Genomic DNA, 17,305 nt, shown 5'->3' with positions numbered 1-17,305 from the left:
AGGATAAATGGTATACTTAGGCCCGAAACTTGTCGGAGGTTGAACATAATGAAAACCGGTCTAGCAAAGTTCATGTCACCATTTCGCTTTATTATAATTGCATATATTATTACTATGTTTTTAATCAGCCTCCTTCTATGGATGCCGATTTCTCAGCAGCCAGGTGTTAACCTGACTTATTTTGAAGCGCTGTTCACCTCCATATCGGCTGTAAGTGTAACTGGATTGACAGTGGTAGATGTGTCTCAAACTTATAGCTACGTAGGTGTCTTTTTTTTGGCTGTGGCCATTCAGCTGGGCGGAATCGGCATTATGACCCTGGGGACCTTTGTCTGGCTGTTGTTTGGACAAAAGATTAATCTTTCAAGAAGATTATTAATTATGGTGGATCAGAACCAGTATCAATTTTCAGGCATGGTAAAGCTTATGCGTGGAATCTTGCTGACCGCCCTAGCCATCGAATTAATAGGGGCCTTAATCCTGGGTACGTATTACATCCAATATTTTGATTCTGTGGGACAGGCATATTATCAGGGGGCCTTTGCTGCATTGTCAGCGTTTACGAATGCTGGCTTTGATGTGACAGGGCAATCATTAATTCCATTTGCTGACGATTATTATGTTCAATTTATAGTCATATTGCTTATCTTTTCCGGAGCTATCGGATTTCCTGTTTTAATGGAGTTAAAAGAATACTTTTCCTCAAAAGACCGGCAATTTAAATTCAGCCTGTTTACAAAAGTGACTGTTACTACTTATTTTCTTGTCTTCATTATTGGCGTATTTGGTCTTTGGGCTTTTGAACGAAATTATTATTATGTAGGTATGGAGTGGCACCAGCAGCTGTTCTTTAACCTGTTTAATTCAGCAACAGCAAGAAGTGCAGGACTGGCCACAATGGATATATCTGAGTATACTCTCCCGACGCTTCTTTTTCTCTCCGCTTTGATGATTATAGGGGCGAGCCCTTCAAGTGTGGGCGGAGGTATCCGAACGACCACACTGGCCGTTATGTTTTTAACCATTCGAAGCTTTGCACTTGGAAAAAGTGATGTAAAAGTATTTGGCAGAGAGGTTCACCCAGAAGACAAGCAGAAAGCGTTTATTGTGTTATCCTTCTTTTTCGTTGGACTTGTATCGGCAGTAACCATGATCACAGCCCTGGAGAGAGAAAATCAAAATGTCGAGCTTATTGATGTTATTTTTGAAACCAGTTCTGCTTTTGGAACATGCGGACTGTCCACTGGGATAACAGCAGACTTGAGCATGCCGAGTCAAATTATCCTCCTGTTCCTTATGTTTGTCGGTAGAGTGGGGATTCTAGTATTTTTATTTTCTGTAAAGAAAAAAGATACAAAGACTCATTATAAATATCCAACTGAACGAATGATTATCGGATAAAAAGAGGAAATGGAAGGTAAACAGAGGGCTGTCACCCTCTGTTTTTCTATTAGTGGATAATCCATGCATAAGAGGAAGAAAAATAGGTATACGCTTTCTTGACGAGCATGGAAAGTGGGAGTACAATAAATTTGTCAGATTTATGGCGAAATTAGAGACATATATGCAAGTGAACAGGTCTCTAAAGTGGTTTTTAACTGTAGCTTTTTGTGCGTTAAAGTAGAAAAGAGAATCAGGTGAGCATCCGCTCATTCTATGATCCTCACAAAGGCTGAGAGTCTTTGGATGTAATTATTGATGTGGAAGGCAATTTGTCAGGAGAGCATACATAACCGCTTAATTGCAGTAACTGATTTGCATCGGCAAACTAACTGCTTTTTCTTTAGCTCCCCAGTTCGTTCTTCCATACTCAAACAGGGAGGTTGTTTCATAGAGAAAAGTATAGAGAGAATAGTAGGAGAAACGACAACAAAGGTTAAAAAAACATTTTGTGGGGGGACACAGGCATGGCAGGGAATCGTGAATTTTTCAATCGTCGACTGCATTCATTGCTAGGAGTTATTCCAGTTGGGATCTTTTTAATTCAACACTTAATTGTTAACCACTTTGCGGTGTATGGAGCAAGCTCATTTAACCAGGCTGCTCACTTTATGGAAGGGCTTCCCTTTAGATATGCACTTGAACTGTTAATCATCTTTATTCCACTTTTATATCATGCAATTTATGGACTGTACATAGCATTCCAGGGCAAGAGTAATACAAGGCGCTATGGGTATTTTCGTAACTGGATGTTTTTACTTCAAAGAATCACTGGAGTATTCCTTCTTATTTTCATTGCGTGGCACGTATGGGAAACGAGAATACAAGCCGCTCTGGGCGTGGAAGTGAATTATGATATGATGGCGGACATTTTAAGCAGCCCGTTTATGCTTGTATTCTATATAGCCGGTGTGGTAGCTGCAACGTTCCACTTTTCTAATGGGCTTTGGTCTTTCTTGGTATCATGGGGAATTACAATCACCCCTCGTTCCCAAAAAATTGCAACCTACGCAACAATCGGTGTTTTTGTCATTTTAACGTTCATCGGCGTGCGTGCAATCTTTGCATTTATCAACCCTGAATTAGCGAATATTTAAGGAGTGAGTGGACATGAGCAATGGAAAAATTATCGTAGTGGGTGGCGGTCTTGCTGGTCTTATGGCGACCATCAAAGCTGCAGAAGCAGGTGTCCAGGTAGACCTTTTATCCTTGGTTCCTGTTAAACGTTCTCACTCTGTATGTGCACAAGGCGGAATTAATGGTGCAGTAAATACAAAAGGGGAAGGGGATTCTCCTTGGGAACACTTTGATGATTCTGTTTACGGAGGAGACTTTCTTGCAAACCAGCCTCCGGTAAAAGCAATGACAGAAGCGGCACCTGGCATTATCCATCTTATGGATCGCATGGGTGTAATGTTTAACCGTACTCCGGAAGGTCTTCTGGATTTCCGCCGTTTCGGTGGAACACAGCATCACAGAACGGCATTTGCAGGGGCGACTACAGGTCAGCAGCTTCTTTATGCATTGGACGAGCAGGTCCGTCGTTATGAAGTAGCTGGCCTTGTGACAAAGTATGAGGGCTGGGAATTTCTTTCAGCCGTAATGGATGATGAAGGTGTTTGCCGAGGCGTTACTGGTCAGAACCTTCAAAGCATGGAAATTCAAAGCTTCCGCGGTGACGCTGTTATTATGGCAACGGGCGGACCAGGAATCATCTTTGGAAAATCAACGAACTCAATCATAAACACAGGGTATGCGGCTGCTGCTCTTTATAAGCAGGGCGTATACTATGCTAATGGAGAATTTATTCAAATTCATCCGACTGCTATACCGGGAGACGATAAGCTTCGTCTAATGAGTGAATCAGCACGTGGGGAAGGCGGACGAGTCTGGACCTATAAAGACGGTAAACCTTGGTACTTCCTGGAAGAGAAATATCCTGCATATGGTAACTTGGTACCTCGTGATATTGCCACTCGTGAAATTTTTAATGTCTGTGTAGAGCAAAAGCTTGGCATTAACGGGGAAAACATGGTTTATCTTGACCTCTCCCATAAAGATCCTAAAGAGCTTGATATCAAACTCGGTGGAATTATGGAAATTTATGAAAAGTTCATGGGAGATGATCCTCGTAAGGTTCCTATGAAAATATTCCCTGCGGTTCACTATTCAATGGGCGGCATGTGGATTGATTATGACCAAATGACAAATATCCCAGGATTGTTTGCTGCGGGTGAGTGTGATTATTCCCAGCATGGTGCGAACCGCTTAGGGGCTAATTCATTATTATCAGCGATTTATGGCGGAATGGTAGCCGGACCGAAAGCTGTGGAGTACATGAAAGGCCTTGAGAAATCAGCTGAAGATATGTCTTCTTCCATTTACGAGTCACAAGTGAAGAAAGAAGAAGAACTTCATGATAAAATAATGAATATGGATGGCGAAGAAAATGCCTACGTCCTTCATAAAGAACTTGGCGAATGGATGACTGACAATGTGACAGTGGTGCGTGAGAATGAAAATCTCCTAAAAACTGATGAAAAGATTCAGGAACTGCTTGAGCGTTGGGAAAACATTAATATGAGTGACACAGCAAAATGGAGTAACCAGGCTGCTACATTTACACGCCAGCTTCATGGGATGCTTCATCTTGCCAGAGTGATTACCCTTGGTGCTTATAACCGTAATGAATCACGTGGAGCTCACTATAAGCCTGAGTTCCCAGATCGGAACGATGAAGAATGGTTGAAAACAACTAAGGCTAAATATAACCCAGCGAAGGACGCTCCTGATTTCGAATATGAAGACGTCGATGTATCTCTTATTACACCGCGGAAGCGTGATTATTCAAAAGCAAAAGCGGGCAACAAACAAGGAGCTGGTAAATCATGAGTGAAGATAAAAAAATTCGCTTGATCGTCACCCGCCAAGAAGGACCGGATAAGGAACCATTTGAGGAAGAATTTGAAGTCACCCATCGCCCAAACATGAATGTGATTTCTGCATTGATGGAGATTCGCAGAAATCCTGTGAATAAAAACGGCAAAGCGACCAATCCAATAATCTGGGACATGAACTGCCTTGAAGAAGTATGCGGGGCATGTTCTATGGTGATAAATGGTAAGCCGCGTCAATCATGTACGGCCCTAGTGGATCAGCTTGAACAGCCAATTCGCTTGGAGCCTATGAAAACCTTCCCTGTAATCCGTGACTTAATGGTAGACAGAAGCCGGATGTTTGATTCTTTGAAAAAGGTGAAGGCATGGATTCCTATTGATGGAACATACGATTTAGGACCTGGGCCTCGAATGGCAGAAAACAAGCGCCAATGGGCTTATGAGCTTTCAAAATGTATGACGTGCGGAGTTTGTTTAGAAGCATGTCCGAATGTAAATGAGCGCTCTAACTTCATCGGACCAGCCCCACTTTCCCAAGTTCGTTTGTTTAATGCTCACCCAACAGGTGAGATGAATAGTGCTGAACGTTTAGAAACAATTATGGGAGATGGAGGACTAGGAAACTGCAGTAATTCTCAAAACTGTGTACAATCTTGTCCAAAGGGTATTCCTTTAACAACTTCCATTGCGGCTCTAAACCGTTCTTCAACAGTTCAGTCTTTCAAAAACTTCTTTGGCAGTGACAAGCAGTAATTCAGTAATTGTATAAATTATAAGAAGGCCTCTTTCATAGAGGCCTTGCTTAATTTATAGATTCATATACTTAAAGAGAAAGGGTTAACGAGATGGCCAAAACAATACCGTATATAAAAAATTTTAATGAGTGGGTGAATGATTTCTCATTCAGTACAGAAGTGAAAGTCCGTTTTTCGGAAACTGATGCTTTTGGGCACTTAAATAATACAAACGCATTTGTGTATTTTGAAGAAGCCAGAATTGATTTTTTTAAGCATTTAGGTTTAATGGATGAGTGGTTGAAAGAAGAAAGTTCCACTATTGTGGTTACTGCCGACCTCCAGTGCAATTACTTGAGACAGGTTTTCTTTGATGAGAAATTATCCGTGTATGTAAAAGTCAATTATATCGGAAACACATCACTTGATATACACTATCTTGCTGTGAACAACGAGGGCTCCTACTGTTTAACGGGACGAGGAGCGATAGTTCAAATTTCAAAATTCAGCGGTAAGCCGGTACCCTGGAATGAAGAAATGCTATCAGATCTAAATGAGAAGCAGGCAAGCCTCCAATAAGAAAAGGTTATATGTACCAGTTTATTTTTTATAATAAATGGTGGCTATGTTTGAGAACAGGTAACGGTTAAACAATTGATAACATAGGATATGGGTGACTAAGTTCTTTCTTCAATGATATGCACCTCTAAGAAACCAGGTTAGAGGAGACTGCAGTCTATGCCAGAAAGGGTGACATCATTGAAAGAAATGGAACGCGGCCCGCGCTCTCTTCTTACCAAGCGGGAGCGAGAAGTATTTGAACTTCTTGTTCAAGATAAAACAACAAAGGAAATCGCCGGCCAATTATATATTAGTGAGAAAACGGTCAGAAATCACATCTCAAATACGATGCAAAAACTGGGGGTAAAGGGGCGCTCCCAGGCCGTAATTGAATTAATCAGGCTTGGCGAGATTCAAATTTAATAAGTGCCGGCTGCTCTCTTTGAGGGGCCGGTGTTTTTTATTGGATAAAAAGCGGCCAATGGCCTTTTTCTGGTCAAAATATGTAATTTTACCTAAAGAGTGTTTAATACTTGTTTGGGTAAATGCACAATGCTATAATAACTTTGAAATAAGGGTTACTGCCTAAACTGAAAACGCAAACATGATTTACGTGTTACTGATACGATCAGGCATGAGTAAATAAGTGATTGACCATATAAAGAATCATTTTCACTTCTTTATAAGGTTGATTCATTTTACTCATGCCTTTTTTTATGCTTTCAGCTCATCTTTTAGGTTGAAAACCGCATGTTTGTGGTAACGTAAGTAAAGGACATTATAAATAACAGGAAGGCTTCCTTATTCCTTACTCACTAAAATAAAACAAATAGTAAAGGGGTTATTATCATGCAAGAGCAAACGTTTACAATTACTGATGAAACTGGAATTCATGCACGGCCGGCAACACAGCTTGTCAACAAAGCAGGTCAGTACTCTTCTGACATTACCTTGGAATACAACGGTAAATCTGTGAACTTAAAATCAATCATGGGCGTCATGTCTCTTGGAGTTGGCAAAGGAGCAGAAGTCACAGTGAAAGCAGAGGGCTCTGATGAAGAAGAAGCGCTTAACGGTGTGGCAGAAGTAATTAAAGAGGGGTTAGGAGAATAATGTCTTTAAACCTTACTGGTATTGCCGCCTCTAAAGGCATTGCAATTGCCAAAGCATTCTTATTGGAAACACCGGAGATGGATCTTTCAAAGAAGGAAGTAACAGATACGGATCAAGAGATTAAGCGTTTTAACAACTCCCTTGATAAAGCCAAAGAAGAACTCCAGCTCATTAAAGAGAAGACGTTAAAAGAAATGGGAGAAGACAAGGCTGAGATTTTTTCAGCTCATCTTCTTGTCTTGTCAGATCCGGAAATTATCGATGGAGTCACGAACAAAATTAAAGGCGACAACGTGAACGCTGAATTTGCGATGAAAGAAGTTTCTGACACGTTTGTTTCCTTGTTTGAAAACATGGATAACGAATATATGAAAGAACGGGCTGCCGATATCCGTGATGTATCTAAACGGGTTCTTCTTCACCTTTTAGGTGTAGAGAACACAAGTTTAGCTACAATTGATGAAGAAACAGTAGTTATCGCTGAAGATTTAACGCCTTCAGATACTGCCCAATTAAACTTAACATACATTCGCGGGTTTGCTACGGACATTGGCGGGCGTACGTCCCATTCTGCTATCATGGCTCGTTCCATGGAAATCCCTGCCGTGGTAGGAACAAAAAATGCTACAGAGACAGTGAAGAACGGAGATCTTGTTATTGTAGACGGCTTGGAAGGTGATGTGCTCATCAACCCGGAAGAAGAGGTAGTCAAACAATACCGGGAAAAGCTTGAAAAATTCAACGCTCAACGAAAAGAATGGGAAAAGCTTATCAATGAACCATCAGAAACAAAGGACGGCCATGAAGTAGAGCTGGCAGCCAACATTGGAACTCCAAATGACATGGAGGGTGTGCTAAGCAATGGAGCTCAAGGAATTGGATTGTACCGTACGGAGTTTTTGTATATGGGAAGAGACCAGCTTCCTACAGAAGAAGAGCAGTTTGAAGCGTATAAAACAGTAGTCGAAAAGATGGAAGGCAAACCGGTAGTCATCCGTACCCTTGATATTGGAGGAGACAAAGAGCTCCCATATCTTGACCTTCCAGAAGAAATGAACCCATTTTTAGGATTTAGAGCGATTCGACTATGTTTGGAACGGACAGATATTTTCCGTACACAGCTTCGTGCTCTTTTACGGGCAAGTTCTTATGGAAACTTGAAAATCATGTTTCCCATGGTAGCCACTCTAGAAGAAGTTAGGCAGGCTAAAATGATTTTAGCAGAAGAAAGAGAACAGCTGATTGAAGAAGCCATCGATGTTTCCGAGGATATTGAAGTAGGAATCATGGTAGAGATACCTTCCACAGCTGTGGCAGCAGAACTGTTTGCAAAAGAAGTTGACTTTTTCAGCATCGGCACTAATGATTTAATTCAGTATACACTTGCTGCTGACCGTATGAGTGAAAAAGTATCACATTTATATCAGCCTTACCATCCTGCCATTTTACGACTGGTGAAAAGTGTAATTGAAGCAGCTCACAAGGAAGGAAAATGGGCAGGAATGTGTGGAGAAATGGCTGGGGAAGAAACAGCCGTTCCCCTTTTATTAGGTCTAGGACTGGATGAATTTAGTATGAGTGCCACTTCTGTGCTTCCAGCCAGGTCACAAATAAGAAGCTTAACTAAAAAAGATGCAGAAAAGCTAGTAGAGGAAGCTTTAACGTTATCTACAGCTGATGAAGTGGCAGAGTTAGTAAAAGAAAAAGGGTTTATCTAGTTCAACCTTTCCTGTTTTAGGACATCCTGCCAGAGTACCATGCCGCCTGAAGTAAGCAGGCGGCATTTTTTATGGGTGAAATGACTTTTTTTTCGCCGCTGCATATAGTGAAAGTAAGACTCGGAGTTCACGTAATGTTCCTCTTAAAGGCTTGCAATTTCAAAAGAAAACAGAGAAAATAAAACCAGATTGTAAATCTCGGGAGGCTGTAGAATGGCGGACAAAACCCAAGTTGCAGATATAGAAAAATCCTTGCGAAGAGTATCGTATATTGTAAAGCAGCGCGGCAGGGAAATATTAGACCAGTTTCCTATTACTCCCCCTCAATTTGTAGCCTTACAATGGCTCCATGAAAGTGGGGATATGACCATAGGAGATTTATCTAACAAAATGTACCTTGCCTGCAGCACCACAACGGATTTGGTTGATCGAATGGAGAAGAATGAACTTGTTGAAAGAGTCAAAGATACAAAAGACCGTCGTGTTGTCAGGATTCATCTTCTTGAAAAAGGGGAAAGTATTATCCGGGAAGTCATACGAAAACGACAGGAGTATTTAGCAGATGTACTCATCCATTTCTCCGAAGAAGAAGTGAATTCACTAGAGAAGAACCTTTCGTCCCTTCACCAGGTGATGATAGATAATGACCAGCGAGGATGAAAAATTTTCCTTCTCGTAAGTGGTAAAATCATATAGAAATTGAGGGAATGTAAGTGGACCAACCAATTGGTGTAATTGATTCAGGGCTTGGTGGCTTAACTGTTGCAAAAGAGATAGCAAGACAGCTGCCTAAAGAAAAGATGATATATATCGGGGATACTGCTCGCTGTCCATACGGGCCTCGTCCTACTGAAGAAGTGCGTACATATACGTGGCAAATGATAGACCGGTTGATGGACAAGGATATAAAAATGCTTGTGATTGCCTGTAATACAGCCACAGCTGTGGTTCTTGAGGAAGTAAGACAGGAACTTCCTATTCCTGTGGTCGGCGTTGTTCAGCCTGGTGCCATTGCAGCACTAAAGCTGACTCAGACAGACCACGTGGCAGTGATAGGAACAAACGGTACGATAACGAGCCGGGCATATGAACGGGCACTTAAGACAATAAACGCACAAATAAAAATAGAAAGCTTGGCGTGCCCTCCGTTTGTTCCTCTTGTTGAGCAAGGAATGTGTGAAGGGGAAGAAGCTTTAACTATTGTAAAGCAAACATTGGCTCCGTTAAAAGGGAAATCATTTGATACTTTAATTCTGGGGTGCACCCATTATCCACTTCTTTACGATGTCATTCAACAAGCCGTCGGGGATGATATTATACTCATTTCTTCTGGAGATGAAACGGCCAGGGAAGTAAGTACTTTGCTTTATCACAATGGTCTTCAGTTTACAAGTGACCGTGAGCCTGAACATATTTTTTATACGACAGGGTCTTCTGAACAGTTTCGCACGATCGCGAACCGCTGGCTGGATGTAAAAATAGATAAGGTGAATCCCATTACTTTGGAAGCCATATCATAATACTAATAAGGGTTAAGAGGGTTTCCCAACAGTTTATCTTGTTGGCGAAACCCTCTTTTTACATATTACCAGTTCTTGGAATATGTTAAGAAAGTTCAAGCTTTTAGGGCGTAACATGTTCTCAGTCCCGCCTTTTTCATTCCCATCATCGTTTCTTTTGCTCACAGGCAGCAAAGCAGTTCGTTAGCCGGCATCTCTCTCCCCTTTTTGTGACAATACCTTTCAAGCTCTAGATGAAGGTTTTTTGCTATCAATACGGCCCCTGTATAAAATGCTTGGTCTATTTCAACCTGGTACTCGTATACATAAAAGTACAAACAGGTATGGGAGGGAATAGATCATGAAGAGAGCAATCATCAAAGGGGTGTCTGGAGCAGCTGTCCTTGGTCTGTTGTTAAGCGGGTGCGGCTTTGGGAATAATGAAGCTGGTCAAGAAATGGACTCCCCTCAAATTGATTATATAGATGAGGGGACTGATTTAGAAATGGAGGCAGGAAACGAGGTCGACGGCACCTCTGAAGAAGAGGGAGCAGAATCAGAAGAGGGATCAGCAGAAATAAGTGAGGAAACTGTTGATAGAGAAATATATTTGTTAGACGAAGATGGGATGGTTGTTCCCCAAACCTTGTCGCTGCCAAAAGAGGAGGGGGCGCTTAGACAGGCGTTAGAATACCTGGTTATTGATGGCCCTGTTACTCAAATGATTCCAAATGGCTTTCAAGCCGTACTGCCTCCCGGGACAGAGATAGATGTTCATTTAACAGAGGACGGAACAGCAGTGGCGGACTTTTCTCCAGAATTCGAAGAATACCCGGCAGATAAAGAATTATCAATCCTTCAATCCATTACATGGACATTGACACAATTTGAAAACGTAGAGGAAGTTCAAATTAGGATTAATGGCTACGATCAAGAAGTAATGCCTGTAAATGAAACGCCTATTGGAGATGGGTTAAGCCGGTCGAATGGGATCAATCTTGAAACAGGAAACGCAAGCGATCTCACCCAGAGTGAAAGTGTTTCAGTGTATTTCCTCTCTCAAAAGGGAGAGGAAGTATACTATGTCCCAGTCACTCGCAGGGTAGACCGGGAAAAAGACCAAATGGAGAGTGTTGTTGAAGAATTGTTGGAGGGACCAGAGCACGAGAGTTCTTTGTTATCGGACTTTAGAAATGGAGTAGAGTTAACAGAGGAACCGACTGTTGAAGGTGGCGTTGTCTCTCTTACTTTTAATGACCAGATTTTAAGCGAACTTGAAGGTACTGCGATTTCAAATCATGTGTTGAACACTCTGGCACTTTCCTTTACTGAACTGGAGGGTATCGAGGAAGTAGCAGTCAGTGTAGAGGGGACAGATGAAGTTCTGACTACTTCTGGTGAGGTTTTGGCCGAGCCTGTTTCCAGACCTGCCCAGGTCAATACAGGAGAATTTTAGAACTTCTAATCAAAGTCTGCTATAATCAATTAGGAATCAGGGAAGGTGGCTCTGCTTAAGCTGCCTTCTTTCATTTTCCTAAGCGGAAATTTCCTGTTTTTTCTTGCTGGAGATAGTGTAATACATATACATAAGGCGGTCAAAAGAAAGAGATACTTGAAGACGAGGAGGCAAACAAGATGACAAGGATAGACGGCAGAGAAACAAACCAGTTACGACCTGTAACAATAGATAATGACTTTTTAAAACACCCGGAAGGTTCCGTGCTTATAACGATTGGAGATACGAAAGTTATCTGTACAGCCAGTATTGAGGAACGGGTGCCTCCATTTATGAGAGGAGAAGGGAAAGGCTGGGTAACCGCTGAGTATTCCATGCTTCCAAGGGCTACGGAACAAAGAAACATACGAGAAGCAGCAAAAGGCAAGCTTACAGGAAGAACAATGGAAATCCAAAGGTTAATTGGGCGGGCTCTTCGTTCTGTAGTGGAACTTAGCAAGCTTGGAGAAAGAACGGTCTGGGTAGACTGTGATGTAATTCAGGCAGATGGCGGTACAAGAACGGCATCAATCACCGGAGCATTTGTTGCAATGGTCCTTGCACTGAAAGGTCACGTGGATAATGGCAAACTGAAAGAGCTTCCTGTAAAGGAATATTTAGCTGCTGTTTCTGTAGGAGTTGACCCTGAAAGAGGCGAGTTGCTAGACTTATGCTATGAAGAGGATTCCGCTGCGGACGTGGATATGAATATCGTAATGACCGGTAATGGTGAATTTGTAGAGCTTCAAGGTACAGGAGAGGAAGCTACATTCTCCAGAGCGCAGCTTAATCACCTGCTGGAGCTTGGTGAAAAAGGGATAAAGGAATTATTTCTTATCCAAAGAGAAGCAATTGGAGATGCTTCTGCGTTAATTAACACGAAAACAAAGAATGAGGAATCAACGGATGAAAAAGATCATTCTAGCTTCAAAAAATAAGGGAAAGATTAAAGAACTGGAAGAAATGCTTGAAGGGGAAAATATAAAAGTGACTTCATTGTTAGACGTGGAATTTGAAGATATACCCGAAACAGGAGAAACCTTTGCTGAAAATGCTAAGATCAAAGCAGAGGCTGCAGCACAAGCTTTTAATTCCCCTGCAGTGGCAGATGATTCCGGATTGGAAATAGATGCATTACAGGGCAGGCCTGGTGTCTATTCTGCAAGGTATGCAGGTGAAGAGAAAAGTGACGAAAAAAACATGGAAAAGGTTCTGCAGGAATTGAAATACGTTCCGGTTAATCAAAGAAGTGCCCGCTTTGTTAGTACCATTGCTGTAGCGGTGCCTGGCAAGGAGACTCTGGTTGTAGAAGGTATAGTTAACGGTGTAATCACTGAAAAAAAGCAAGGGGACAAAGGATTTGGATACGATCCAATCTTTTACGTGCCAGAGCTGGGCAAGACGATGGCAGAGCTGCCTCCTGAAGAGAAAAACAGAATCAGTCACCGGAAACGAGCGTTAGAAAAATTGCAAAAAAGATGGAAAGATATTCTTTAAAAAGTGAGGGTTATGTGTGAAGCTGCTAGTAATGAGTGACAGCCATGGGGTCAAAAAAGAAGTAACAGAGGTAAAGATGCGCCATCAGGAAGTGGAGCATGTGATTCATTGCGGTGATTCTGAATTGTCGACGGACGCTCCTGAACTTAAAGGAGTGCTGGCTGTAAAGGGGAATTGTGACATAGGGGATTTTCCTGAGGAACGAGTTGAACAATTAGGGGATCTGACGGTTCTTGTAGCTCACGGCCATTTATATAACATCAAAATGAGTCTTGCTTCTTTGACTTACCGGGCCGAAGAAGCAGGAGCAAACGTTGCTTTTTTTGGCCATTCGCATCAAGCAGGTGTACTTGAGGAGAATGGAGTCGTTTATGTAAATCCAGGCAGCCTGCTTTTGCCTCGCGGCTATCCTGTCCCTTCATATGCTATCGTAGAAGCTGAGAATAATAAGGTTTTATCGGTTTCTTTCTATGAGCAGGGAAGCGGAAAAGAAATAACGGAATTATCCAGAAAATTTTAGTTCAAAGGGAAAAGGAGATTTTTTTATTTTCTCCTTTATTTCCCCCTTGACTGTTAGCGGCTGATGAGTTATATTAATATATGTCGCCGATGAGTTCTTGCTTATTTTCATGTCCCAGTAGCTCAGCAGGATAGAGCAACGGCCTTCTAAGCCGTCGGTCGGGAGTTCGAATCTCTCCTGGGACGCCACTTATATTGCTTACATAATATTCTAGCCTTCCTTACACAACAAGGAAGGCTTTTTTAGTTTTGGCTCTAATAAAGGTGATTGTTAATTTTTAAAAGTCATTTGATTATAAATAAAAGCCCGCGACGCCTTCGGAAATAGCATTAGCGGAAGAAGAGGCTGGAAGCTGAAACAATGCCCGTGGCATAGAAGATACCGTGAATGCGAATGTCGTGAATTGTTAATGCTTTTGTATTTATACCTTTCGTGAAAGGGAAAACCAACAATAAAAGGTAACAAAGCCTTTATTTTTCATTTCATGCTTTACGTGCGACTTAGTAAGCATTTACCCCAGAGTCTGTATGGTCTCGTTTCATAAAACTATATTGATATTATATCCCTTCCCCTCCCTCTATGTTTTTCATGACCTTACAACCAGGAAAGTCTTTTTTCTTTTTACACAACATTCAATTAATGAATATAAAAAAATGAAGACATTGAACCCTTTAACAATAATACTGAAAGCGTTATCATAAGAAATTATATAATTTGAATCGTCGGATAATTTTTAAAAAGTGGTTGACCACTTCCCCTAATGGGCGTATTATAAACGTCAAACACATTTTGTAGTCAAGAGAAGAACAATTGCCCTCTGCAGGAGAACAAAAGGGCAATAATGATATAATTTGTGAACCTATTATTAGCTAGATTTTTTCGAATATTTAAGCAGACATCAGGGGTGATTAGAGTGGGTGAACAATGGATCTATTTAAACGGAGAGTTTGTAAAAAAGGAAGATGCTAAGATCTCTGTTTATGATCACGGCTTTCTTTATGGAGATGGAGTGTTTGAAGGGATACGCGTATATCATGGGAATGTCTACAAACTAGAAGAGCATTTAGAGCGTCTCTTCAATTCAGCTAAATCAATTATGCTGAATATTCCATACACAATGGATGAATTAACAGACATTATTGTTCAAACCCTCAAAAAAAATGCATTGCGGGATGCATATATACGCCTGGTGGTCTCTCGTGGAGTAGGAAACCTGGGGTTAGATCCAACTACCTGTGCAAAGCCGCAGCTGATTGTAATAGCTGAAGAGCTTGCCATATATCCTAAAGAATTATATGAAAGAGGGCTTGAAATCGTCACAGTGGCTACTCGGAGGAACCGACCGGATGTATTGAGCCCAAAAGTGAAATCTCTAAACTATTTAAATAATATATTAGTTAAGATAGAAGCCAGTCTGGCAGGAGTAAGTGAAGCATTAATGCTGAACAATGAAGGGTATGTAGCAGAAGGTTCCGCAGACAATGTCTTTATTTTGAGAAAAGGCGTATTGTTAACTCCTCCAGGATACATCGGGGCACTAGAAGGAATTACAAGAAACGCAATTGTGGACCTTGCTCTAGATATGGGCTACGAAGTAAAAGAAGAGCCATTTACCAGACATGATGTCTACACAGCCGATGAAGTATTTTTAACAGGGACAGCTGCTGAAGTCATTGCGGTTGTAAAAGTCGACGGCCGTGAAATTGGAGAGGGAAAACCTGGTCCAGAGACACAGCGTTTACTGAAAGCTTTCCGTCAAAAAGTCGTAGAAGACGGAGTCAAAGTTTACTCTAAAGAATCAGAAGTAGAAGTAGGATAGCAGAGAGAGATGCAGTGGGAGAGATAAAGATGCGAAGCGACATGATAAAAAAAGGGATTGACCGCGCTCCTCACCGGAGCCTGCTTAGAGCTACAGGGGTAACAGAAGAGGATATGGATAAGCCGTTTATCGGTGTTTGTAATTCTTATATAGATATCATTCCAGGACATATGCACTTAAATAAATTTGCTGAAGTGGCGAAGGAAGCAATCCGTGAAGCGGGAGCTATCCCATTTGAATTCAATACCATTGGAGTGGATGATGGAATAGCAATGGGGCACATAGGGATGAGATATTCTCTACCCAGCAGAGAGATTATCTGTGATGCAGCAGAAACAGTGATTAATGCCCATTGGTTTGACGGAGTGTTCTTTATTCCTAACTGTGACAAAATCACGCCGGGAATGCTTATGGCTTCAGTAAGAACCAATGTCCCTTCCGTTTTTGTCTCTGGTGGGCCAATGGAGGCCGGAAGAACAAAAGAAGGAAAATCCCTTTCTCTTGTTTCTGTCTTTGAAGGAGTTGGAGCTGTAGGGTCAGGCAAAATGACAAGGGAAGAGCTTCTCGAAATTGAGCAGTCTGCCTGTCCTACTTGCGGTTCTTGCTCAGGAATGTTCACAGCTAACTCTATGAACTCGTTAATGGAGATGCTAGGCTTGGCACTTCCTGGAAACGGAACACTGGTAGCCACATCTGAAGAAAGGCATCAGTTGATCAAGGATGCAGCTAAGCATTTGGTAGAGTTGATTAAAAAGGATATTCGTCCAAGAGATATCGTTACAAAAGAAACGATTGATGATGCGTTTGCTCTTGATATGGCAATGGGCGGGTCAACTAATACAGTACTTCATACTCTGGCCATCGCAAATGAAGCAGAAATCGACTATGATCTCCGACGAATTAACGAGGTCGCAGAGAGAGTCCCTTATTTAAGTAAAATTAGTCCTGCTTCTGATTATTCCATGGATGATGTCCATAAAGCAGGGGGAGTATCAGCGATTATTAAAGAGCTGGCACAAATTGATGGAGCTATACATCCTGACAGGATCACAATCACAGGAAAAAGCATTTACGAAAACGTAAAAGATGCAGAAATTCTGAATGATGACGTGATAAGGCGCAAAGGCAATGAATACAGCCCTGTGGGCGGTCTTTCCATCTTATACGGAAACCTTGCTCCTGATGGGGCAGTAATAAAGGTTGGAGCTGTTGATCCTTCTATTAAAAGGTTTGAAGGGGAAGCCATTGTTTTCGAATCCCAGGACGAAGCAATTGAAGGCATTAACAACGGGACCGTTAAAGAAGGGCACGTAGTGGTCATTCGCTATGAAGGACCTAAAGGCGGGCCGGGAATGCCAGAAATGCTTACACCGACTTCCTCTATAAGCGGACGGGGGCTAGGAACAAAGGTTGCTTTGTTAACCGATGGACGCTTTTCAGGAGCATCGCGGGGCATATCAATTGGTCATATTTCGCCGGAAGCTGCTGAAGGAGGACCCATTGCATTTATCGAAAGTGGGGACAAAATAACAATCGACCTTCCTAATCGAGGATTACATGTAGATCTATCAGACGAAGAACTTGCTGAGAGAATGGAAGGATGGTCGGAGCCGGAACCAAAAGTGAAAAAAGGGTATCTTGCCCGTTATTCTAAATTAGTTACTTCTGCTAACACTGGCGGAGTAATGAAGTACTAATTTCATAAAAAACACGCAGAAGAGGAAAAGTAGCTATTGAAAAAGGAACCAACAGAGAGCCGTGGATGCTGAGATACGGTGCTTCCTTCAATAGTGAACTCACCTCTGAGTGTCGGTATGAAAGGCGACAAGTAATACCGGCCGAGTAAGTGACATAAGTTCTCTTACTCGTTATCAAAAAGAGACGACGATGATTTCGTCGCCGCTGAGGCAGTGCAATATCTGTGTGCTGTGAAGAAGGGTGGTACCGTGGAAAGGAGACCTTTTCACCCCTTTAGTCGATTGTTTCGGCTTTTATAGGGGAGAGAAGGTTTT

Annotated in this window: 16 protein-coding genes, 1 tRNA gene and 1 other annotated feature; all 17 genes read left to right on the top strand. The window is 41.9% G+C overall.

Translation table 11 applies throughout. The annotated features are described in order from the left end of the window. Positions 1-48: 48 nt before the first annotated feature. The 17 genes from ACFPU1_RS07840 to ilvD all read left to right on the top strand — a co-directional run bounded on the left by ACFPU1_RS07840 (position 49) and on the right by ilvD (position 16,990). On the top strand, positions 49-1,401 hold the full coding sequence (locus ACFPU1_RS07840) for a TrkH family potassium uptake protein (RefSeq protein WP_385939926.1): 1,353 nt from the start codon (positions 49-51) through the stop codon (positions 1,399-1,401). Between the two features lie 506 nt (positions 1,402-1,907). Further along, a complete protein-coding gene (locus ACFPU1_RS07835) occupies positions 1,908-2,537 on the top strand; it encodes a succinate dehydrogenase cytochrome b558 subunit (protein WP_100399818.1) in 630 nt (209 codons plus the stop codon). A gap of 13 nt (positions 2,538-2,550) precedes the next feature. Then, entirely contained in the window at positions 2,551-4,332 is a 1,782-nt protein-coding gene (gene sdhA / locus ACFPU1_RS07830) for a succinate dehydrogenase flavoprotein subunit (RefSeq protein WP_385939924.1), read from the top strand. Next, positions 4,329-5,090 carry a succinate dehydrogenase iron-sulfur subunit gene (gene sdhB / locus ACFPU1_RS07825; protein ID WP_385939922.1) on the top strand — a complete coding sequence of 254 codons (762 nt, stop codon included), beginning with the start codon at positions 4,329-4,331 and terminating at the stop codon, positions 5,088-5,090. The genes sdhA and sdhB overlap by 4 nt, the downstream gene beginning before the upstream one ends. A gap of 92 nt (positions 5,091-5,182) precedes the next feature. Further along, complete coding sequence (locus ACFPU1_RS07820) at positions 5,183-5,650, top strand: acyl-CoA thioesterase (protein ID WP_385939920.1); 468 nt, start codon at positions 5,183-5,185, stop codon at positions 5,648-5,650. A gap of 189 nt (positions 5,651-5,839) precedes the next feature. Further along, positions 5,840-6,055 (top strand): helix-turn-helix domain-containing protein, encoded by a 216-nt coding sequence (locus tag ACFPU1_RS07815; RefSeq protein ID WP_100400900.1) that lies wholly within the window; start codon positions 5,840-5,842, stop codon positions 6,053-6,055. Positions 6,056-6,481: 426 nt separating this feature from the next. Further along, complete coding sequence (locus ACFPU1_RS07810) at positions 6,482-6,745, top strand: phosphocarrier protein HPr (protein WP_054635086.1); 264 nt, start codon at positions 6,482-6,484, stop codon at positions 6,743-6,745. Further along, on the top strand, positions 6,745-8,463 hold the full coding sequence (gene ptsP, locus ACFPU1_RS07805; protein WP_385939918.1) for a phosphoenolpyruvate--protein phosphotransferase: 1,719 nt from the start codon (positions 6,745-6,747) through the stop codon (positions 8,461-8,463). Before ACFPU1_RS07810 ends, ptsP begins: the two co-directional genes overlap by 1 nt. Before the next feature lie 213 nt (positions 8,464-8,676). Next, a complete protein-coding gene (locus tag ACFPU1_RS07800; protein ID WP_054635085.1) occupies positions 8,677-9,123 on the top strand; it encodes a MarR family winged helix-turn-helix transcriptional regulator in 447 nt (148 codons plus the stop codon). 53 nt (positions 9,124-9,176) lie between these two features. After that, entirely contained in the window at positions 9,177-9,983 is an 807-nt protein-coding gene (gene racE / locus ACFPU1_RS07795; RefSeq protein ID WP_100399812.1) for a glutamate racemase, read from the top strand. Between the two features lie 340 nt (positions 9,984-10,323). Further along, entirely contained in the window at positions 10,324-11,418 is a 1,095-nt protein-coding gene (locus ACFPU1_RS07790) for a GerMN domain-containing protein (protein WP_385939915.1), read from the top strand. Positions 11,419-11,597: 179 nt separating this feature from the next. Then, entirely contained in the window at positions 11,598-12,395 is a 798-nt protein-coding gene (gene rph / locus ACFPU1_RS07785) for a ribonuclease PH (protein WP_054635083.1), read from the top strand. Further along, positions 12,364-12,954 (top strand): XTP/dITP diphosphatase, encoded by a 591-nt coding sequence (locus ACFPU1_RS07780; protein WP_385939913.1) that lies wholly within the window; start codon positions 12,364-12,366, stop codon positions 12,952-12,954. The genes rph and ACFPU1_RS07780 overlap by 32 nt, the downstream gene beginning before the upstream one ends. A gap of 16 nt (positions 12,955-12,970) precedes the next feature. Continuing rightward, positions 12,971-13,474, top strand: coding sequence for a metallophosphoesterase family protein (locus tag ACFPU1_RS07775; RefSeq protein WP_385939911.1), 504 nt, complete (start codon positions 12,971-12,973; stop codon positions 13,472-13,474). Positions 13,475-13,585: 111 nt separating this feature from the next. Beyond that, positions 13,586-13,662, top strand: a tRNA-Arg gene (locus ACFPU1_RS07770). A 725-nt stretch (positions 13,663-14,387) separates the two neighbouring features. Continuing rightward, positions 14,388-15,293: a branched-chain-amino-acid transaminase gene (gene ilvE / locus ACFPU1_RS07765; protein WP_385939909.1), complete on the top strand. Its 906-nt coding sequence runs from the start codon at positions 14,388-14,390 to the stop codon at positions 15,291-15,293. A 29-nt stretch (positions 15,294-15,322) separates the two neighbouring features. Continuing rightward, a complete protein-coding gene (ilvD, locus tag ACFPU1_RS07760) occupies positions 15,323-16,990 on the top strand; it encodes a dihydroxy-acid dehydratase (RefSeq protein WP_100399807.1) in 1,668 nt (555 codons plus the stop codon). 7 nt (positions 16,991-16,997) lie between these two features. Beyond that, positions 16,998-17,267, top strand: a binding site (T-box leader). Positions 17,268-17,305 lie beyond the last annotated feature (38 nt).

It is taken from the genome of Thalassorhabdus alkalitolerans, assembly GCF_042656525.1.
GTDB classification, from domain to species: Bacteria; Bacillota; Bacilli; order Bacillales; family Marinococcaceae; genus Thalassorhabdus; species Thalassorhabdus alkalitolerans.
The sequence above is the reverse complement of the archived record's forward strand: the minus strand, read 5'-3'. Positions and strand labels throughout refer to the sequence as shown.

What these genes read in the sequence shown, in the direction of transcription:
- ACFPU1_RS07840 (WP_385939926.1), top strand. Translation starts at nt 49, where the DNA reads ATGAAAACCGGTCTAGCAAAGTTCATGTCACCATTTCGCTTTATTATA.
- ACFPU1_RS07835 (WP_100399818.1), top strand. Translation starts at nt 1,908, where the DNA reads ATGGCAGGGAATCGTGAATTTTTCAATCGTCGACTGCATTCATTGCTA.
- sdhA (WP_385939924.1), top strand. Translation starts at nt 2,551, where the DNA reads ATGAGCAATGGAAAAATTATCGTAGTGGGTGGCGGTCTTGCTGGTCTT.
- sdhB (WP_385939922.1), top strand. Translation starts at nt 4,329, where the DNA reads ATGAGTGAAGATAAAAAAATTCGCTTGATCGTCACCCGCCAAGAAGGA.
- ACFPU1_RS07820 (WP_385939920.1), top strand. Translation starts at nt 5,183, where the DNA reads ATGGCCAAAACAATACCGTATATAAAAAATTTTAATGAGTGGGTGAAT.
- ACFPU1_RS07815 (WP_100400900.1), top strand. Translation starts at nt 5,840, where the DNA reads ATGGAACGCGGCCCGCGCTCTCTTCTTACCAAGCGGGAGCGAGAAGTA.
- ACFPU1_RS07810 (WP_054635086.1), top strand. Translation starts at nt 6,482, where the DNA reads ATGCAAGAGCAAACGTTTACAATTACTGATGAAACTGGAATTCATGCA.
- ptsP (WP_385939918.1), top strand. Translation starts at nt 6,745, where the DNA reads ATGTCTTTAAACCTTACTGGTATTGCCGCCTCTAAAGGCATTGCAATT.
- ACFPU1_RS07800 (WP_054635085.1), top strand. Translation starts at nt 8,677, where the DNA reads ATGGCGGACAAAACCCAAGTTGCAGATATAGAAAAATCCTTGCGAAGA.
- ACFPU1_RS07790 (WP_385939915.1), top strand. Translation starts at nt 10,324, where the DNA reads ATGAAGAGAGCAATCATCAAAGGGGTGTCTGGAGCAGCTGTCCTTGGT.
- rph (WP_054635083.1), top strand. Translation starts at nt 11,598, where the DNA reads ATGACAAGGATAGACGGCAGAGAAACAAACCAGTTACGACCTGTAACA.
- ACFPU1_RS07780 (WP_385939913.1), top strand. Translation starts at nt 12,364, where the DNA reads ATGAAAAAGATCATTCTAGCTTCAAAAAATAAGGGAAAGATTAAAGAA.
- ilvD (WP_100399807.1), top strand. Translation starts at nt 15,323, where the DNA reads ATGCGAAGCGACATGATAAAAAAAGGGATTGACCGCGCTCCTCACCGG.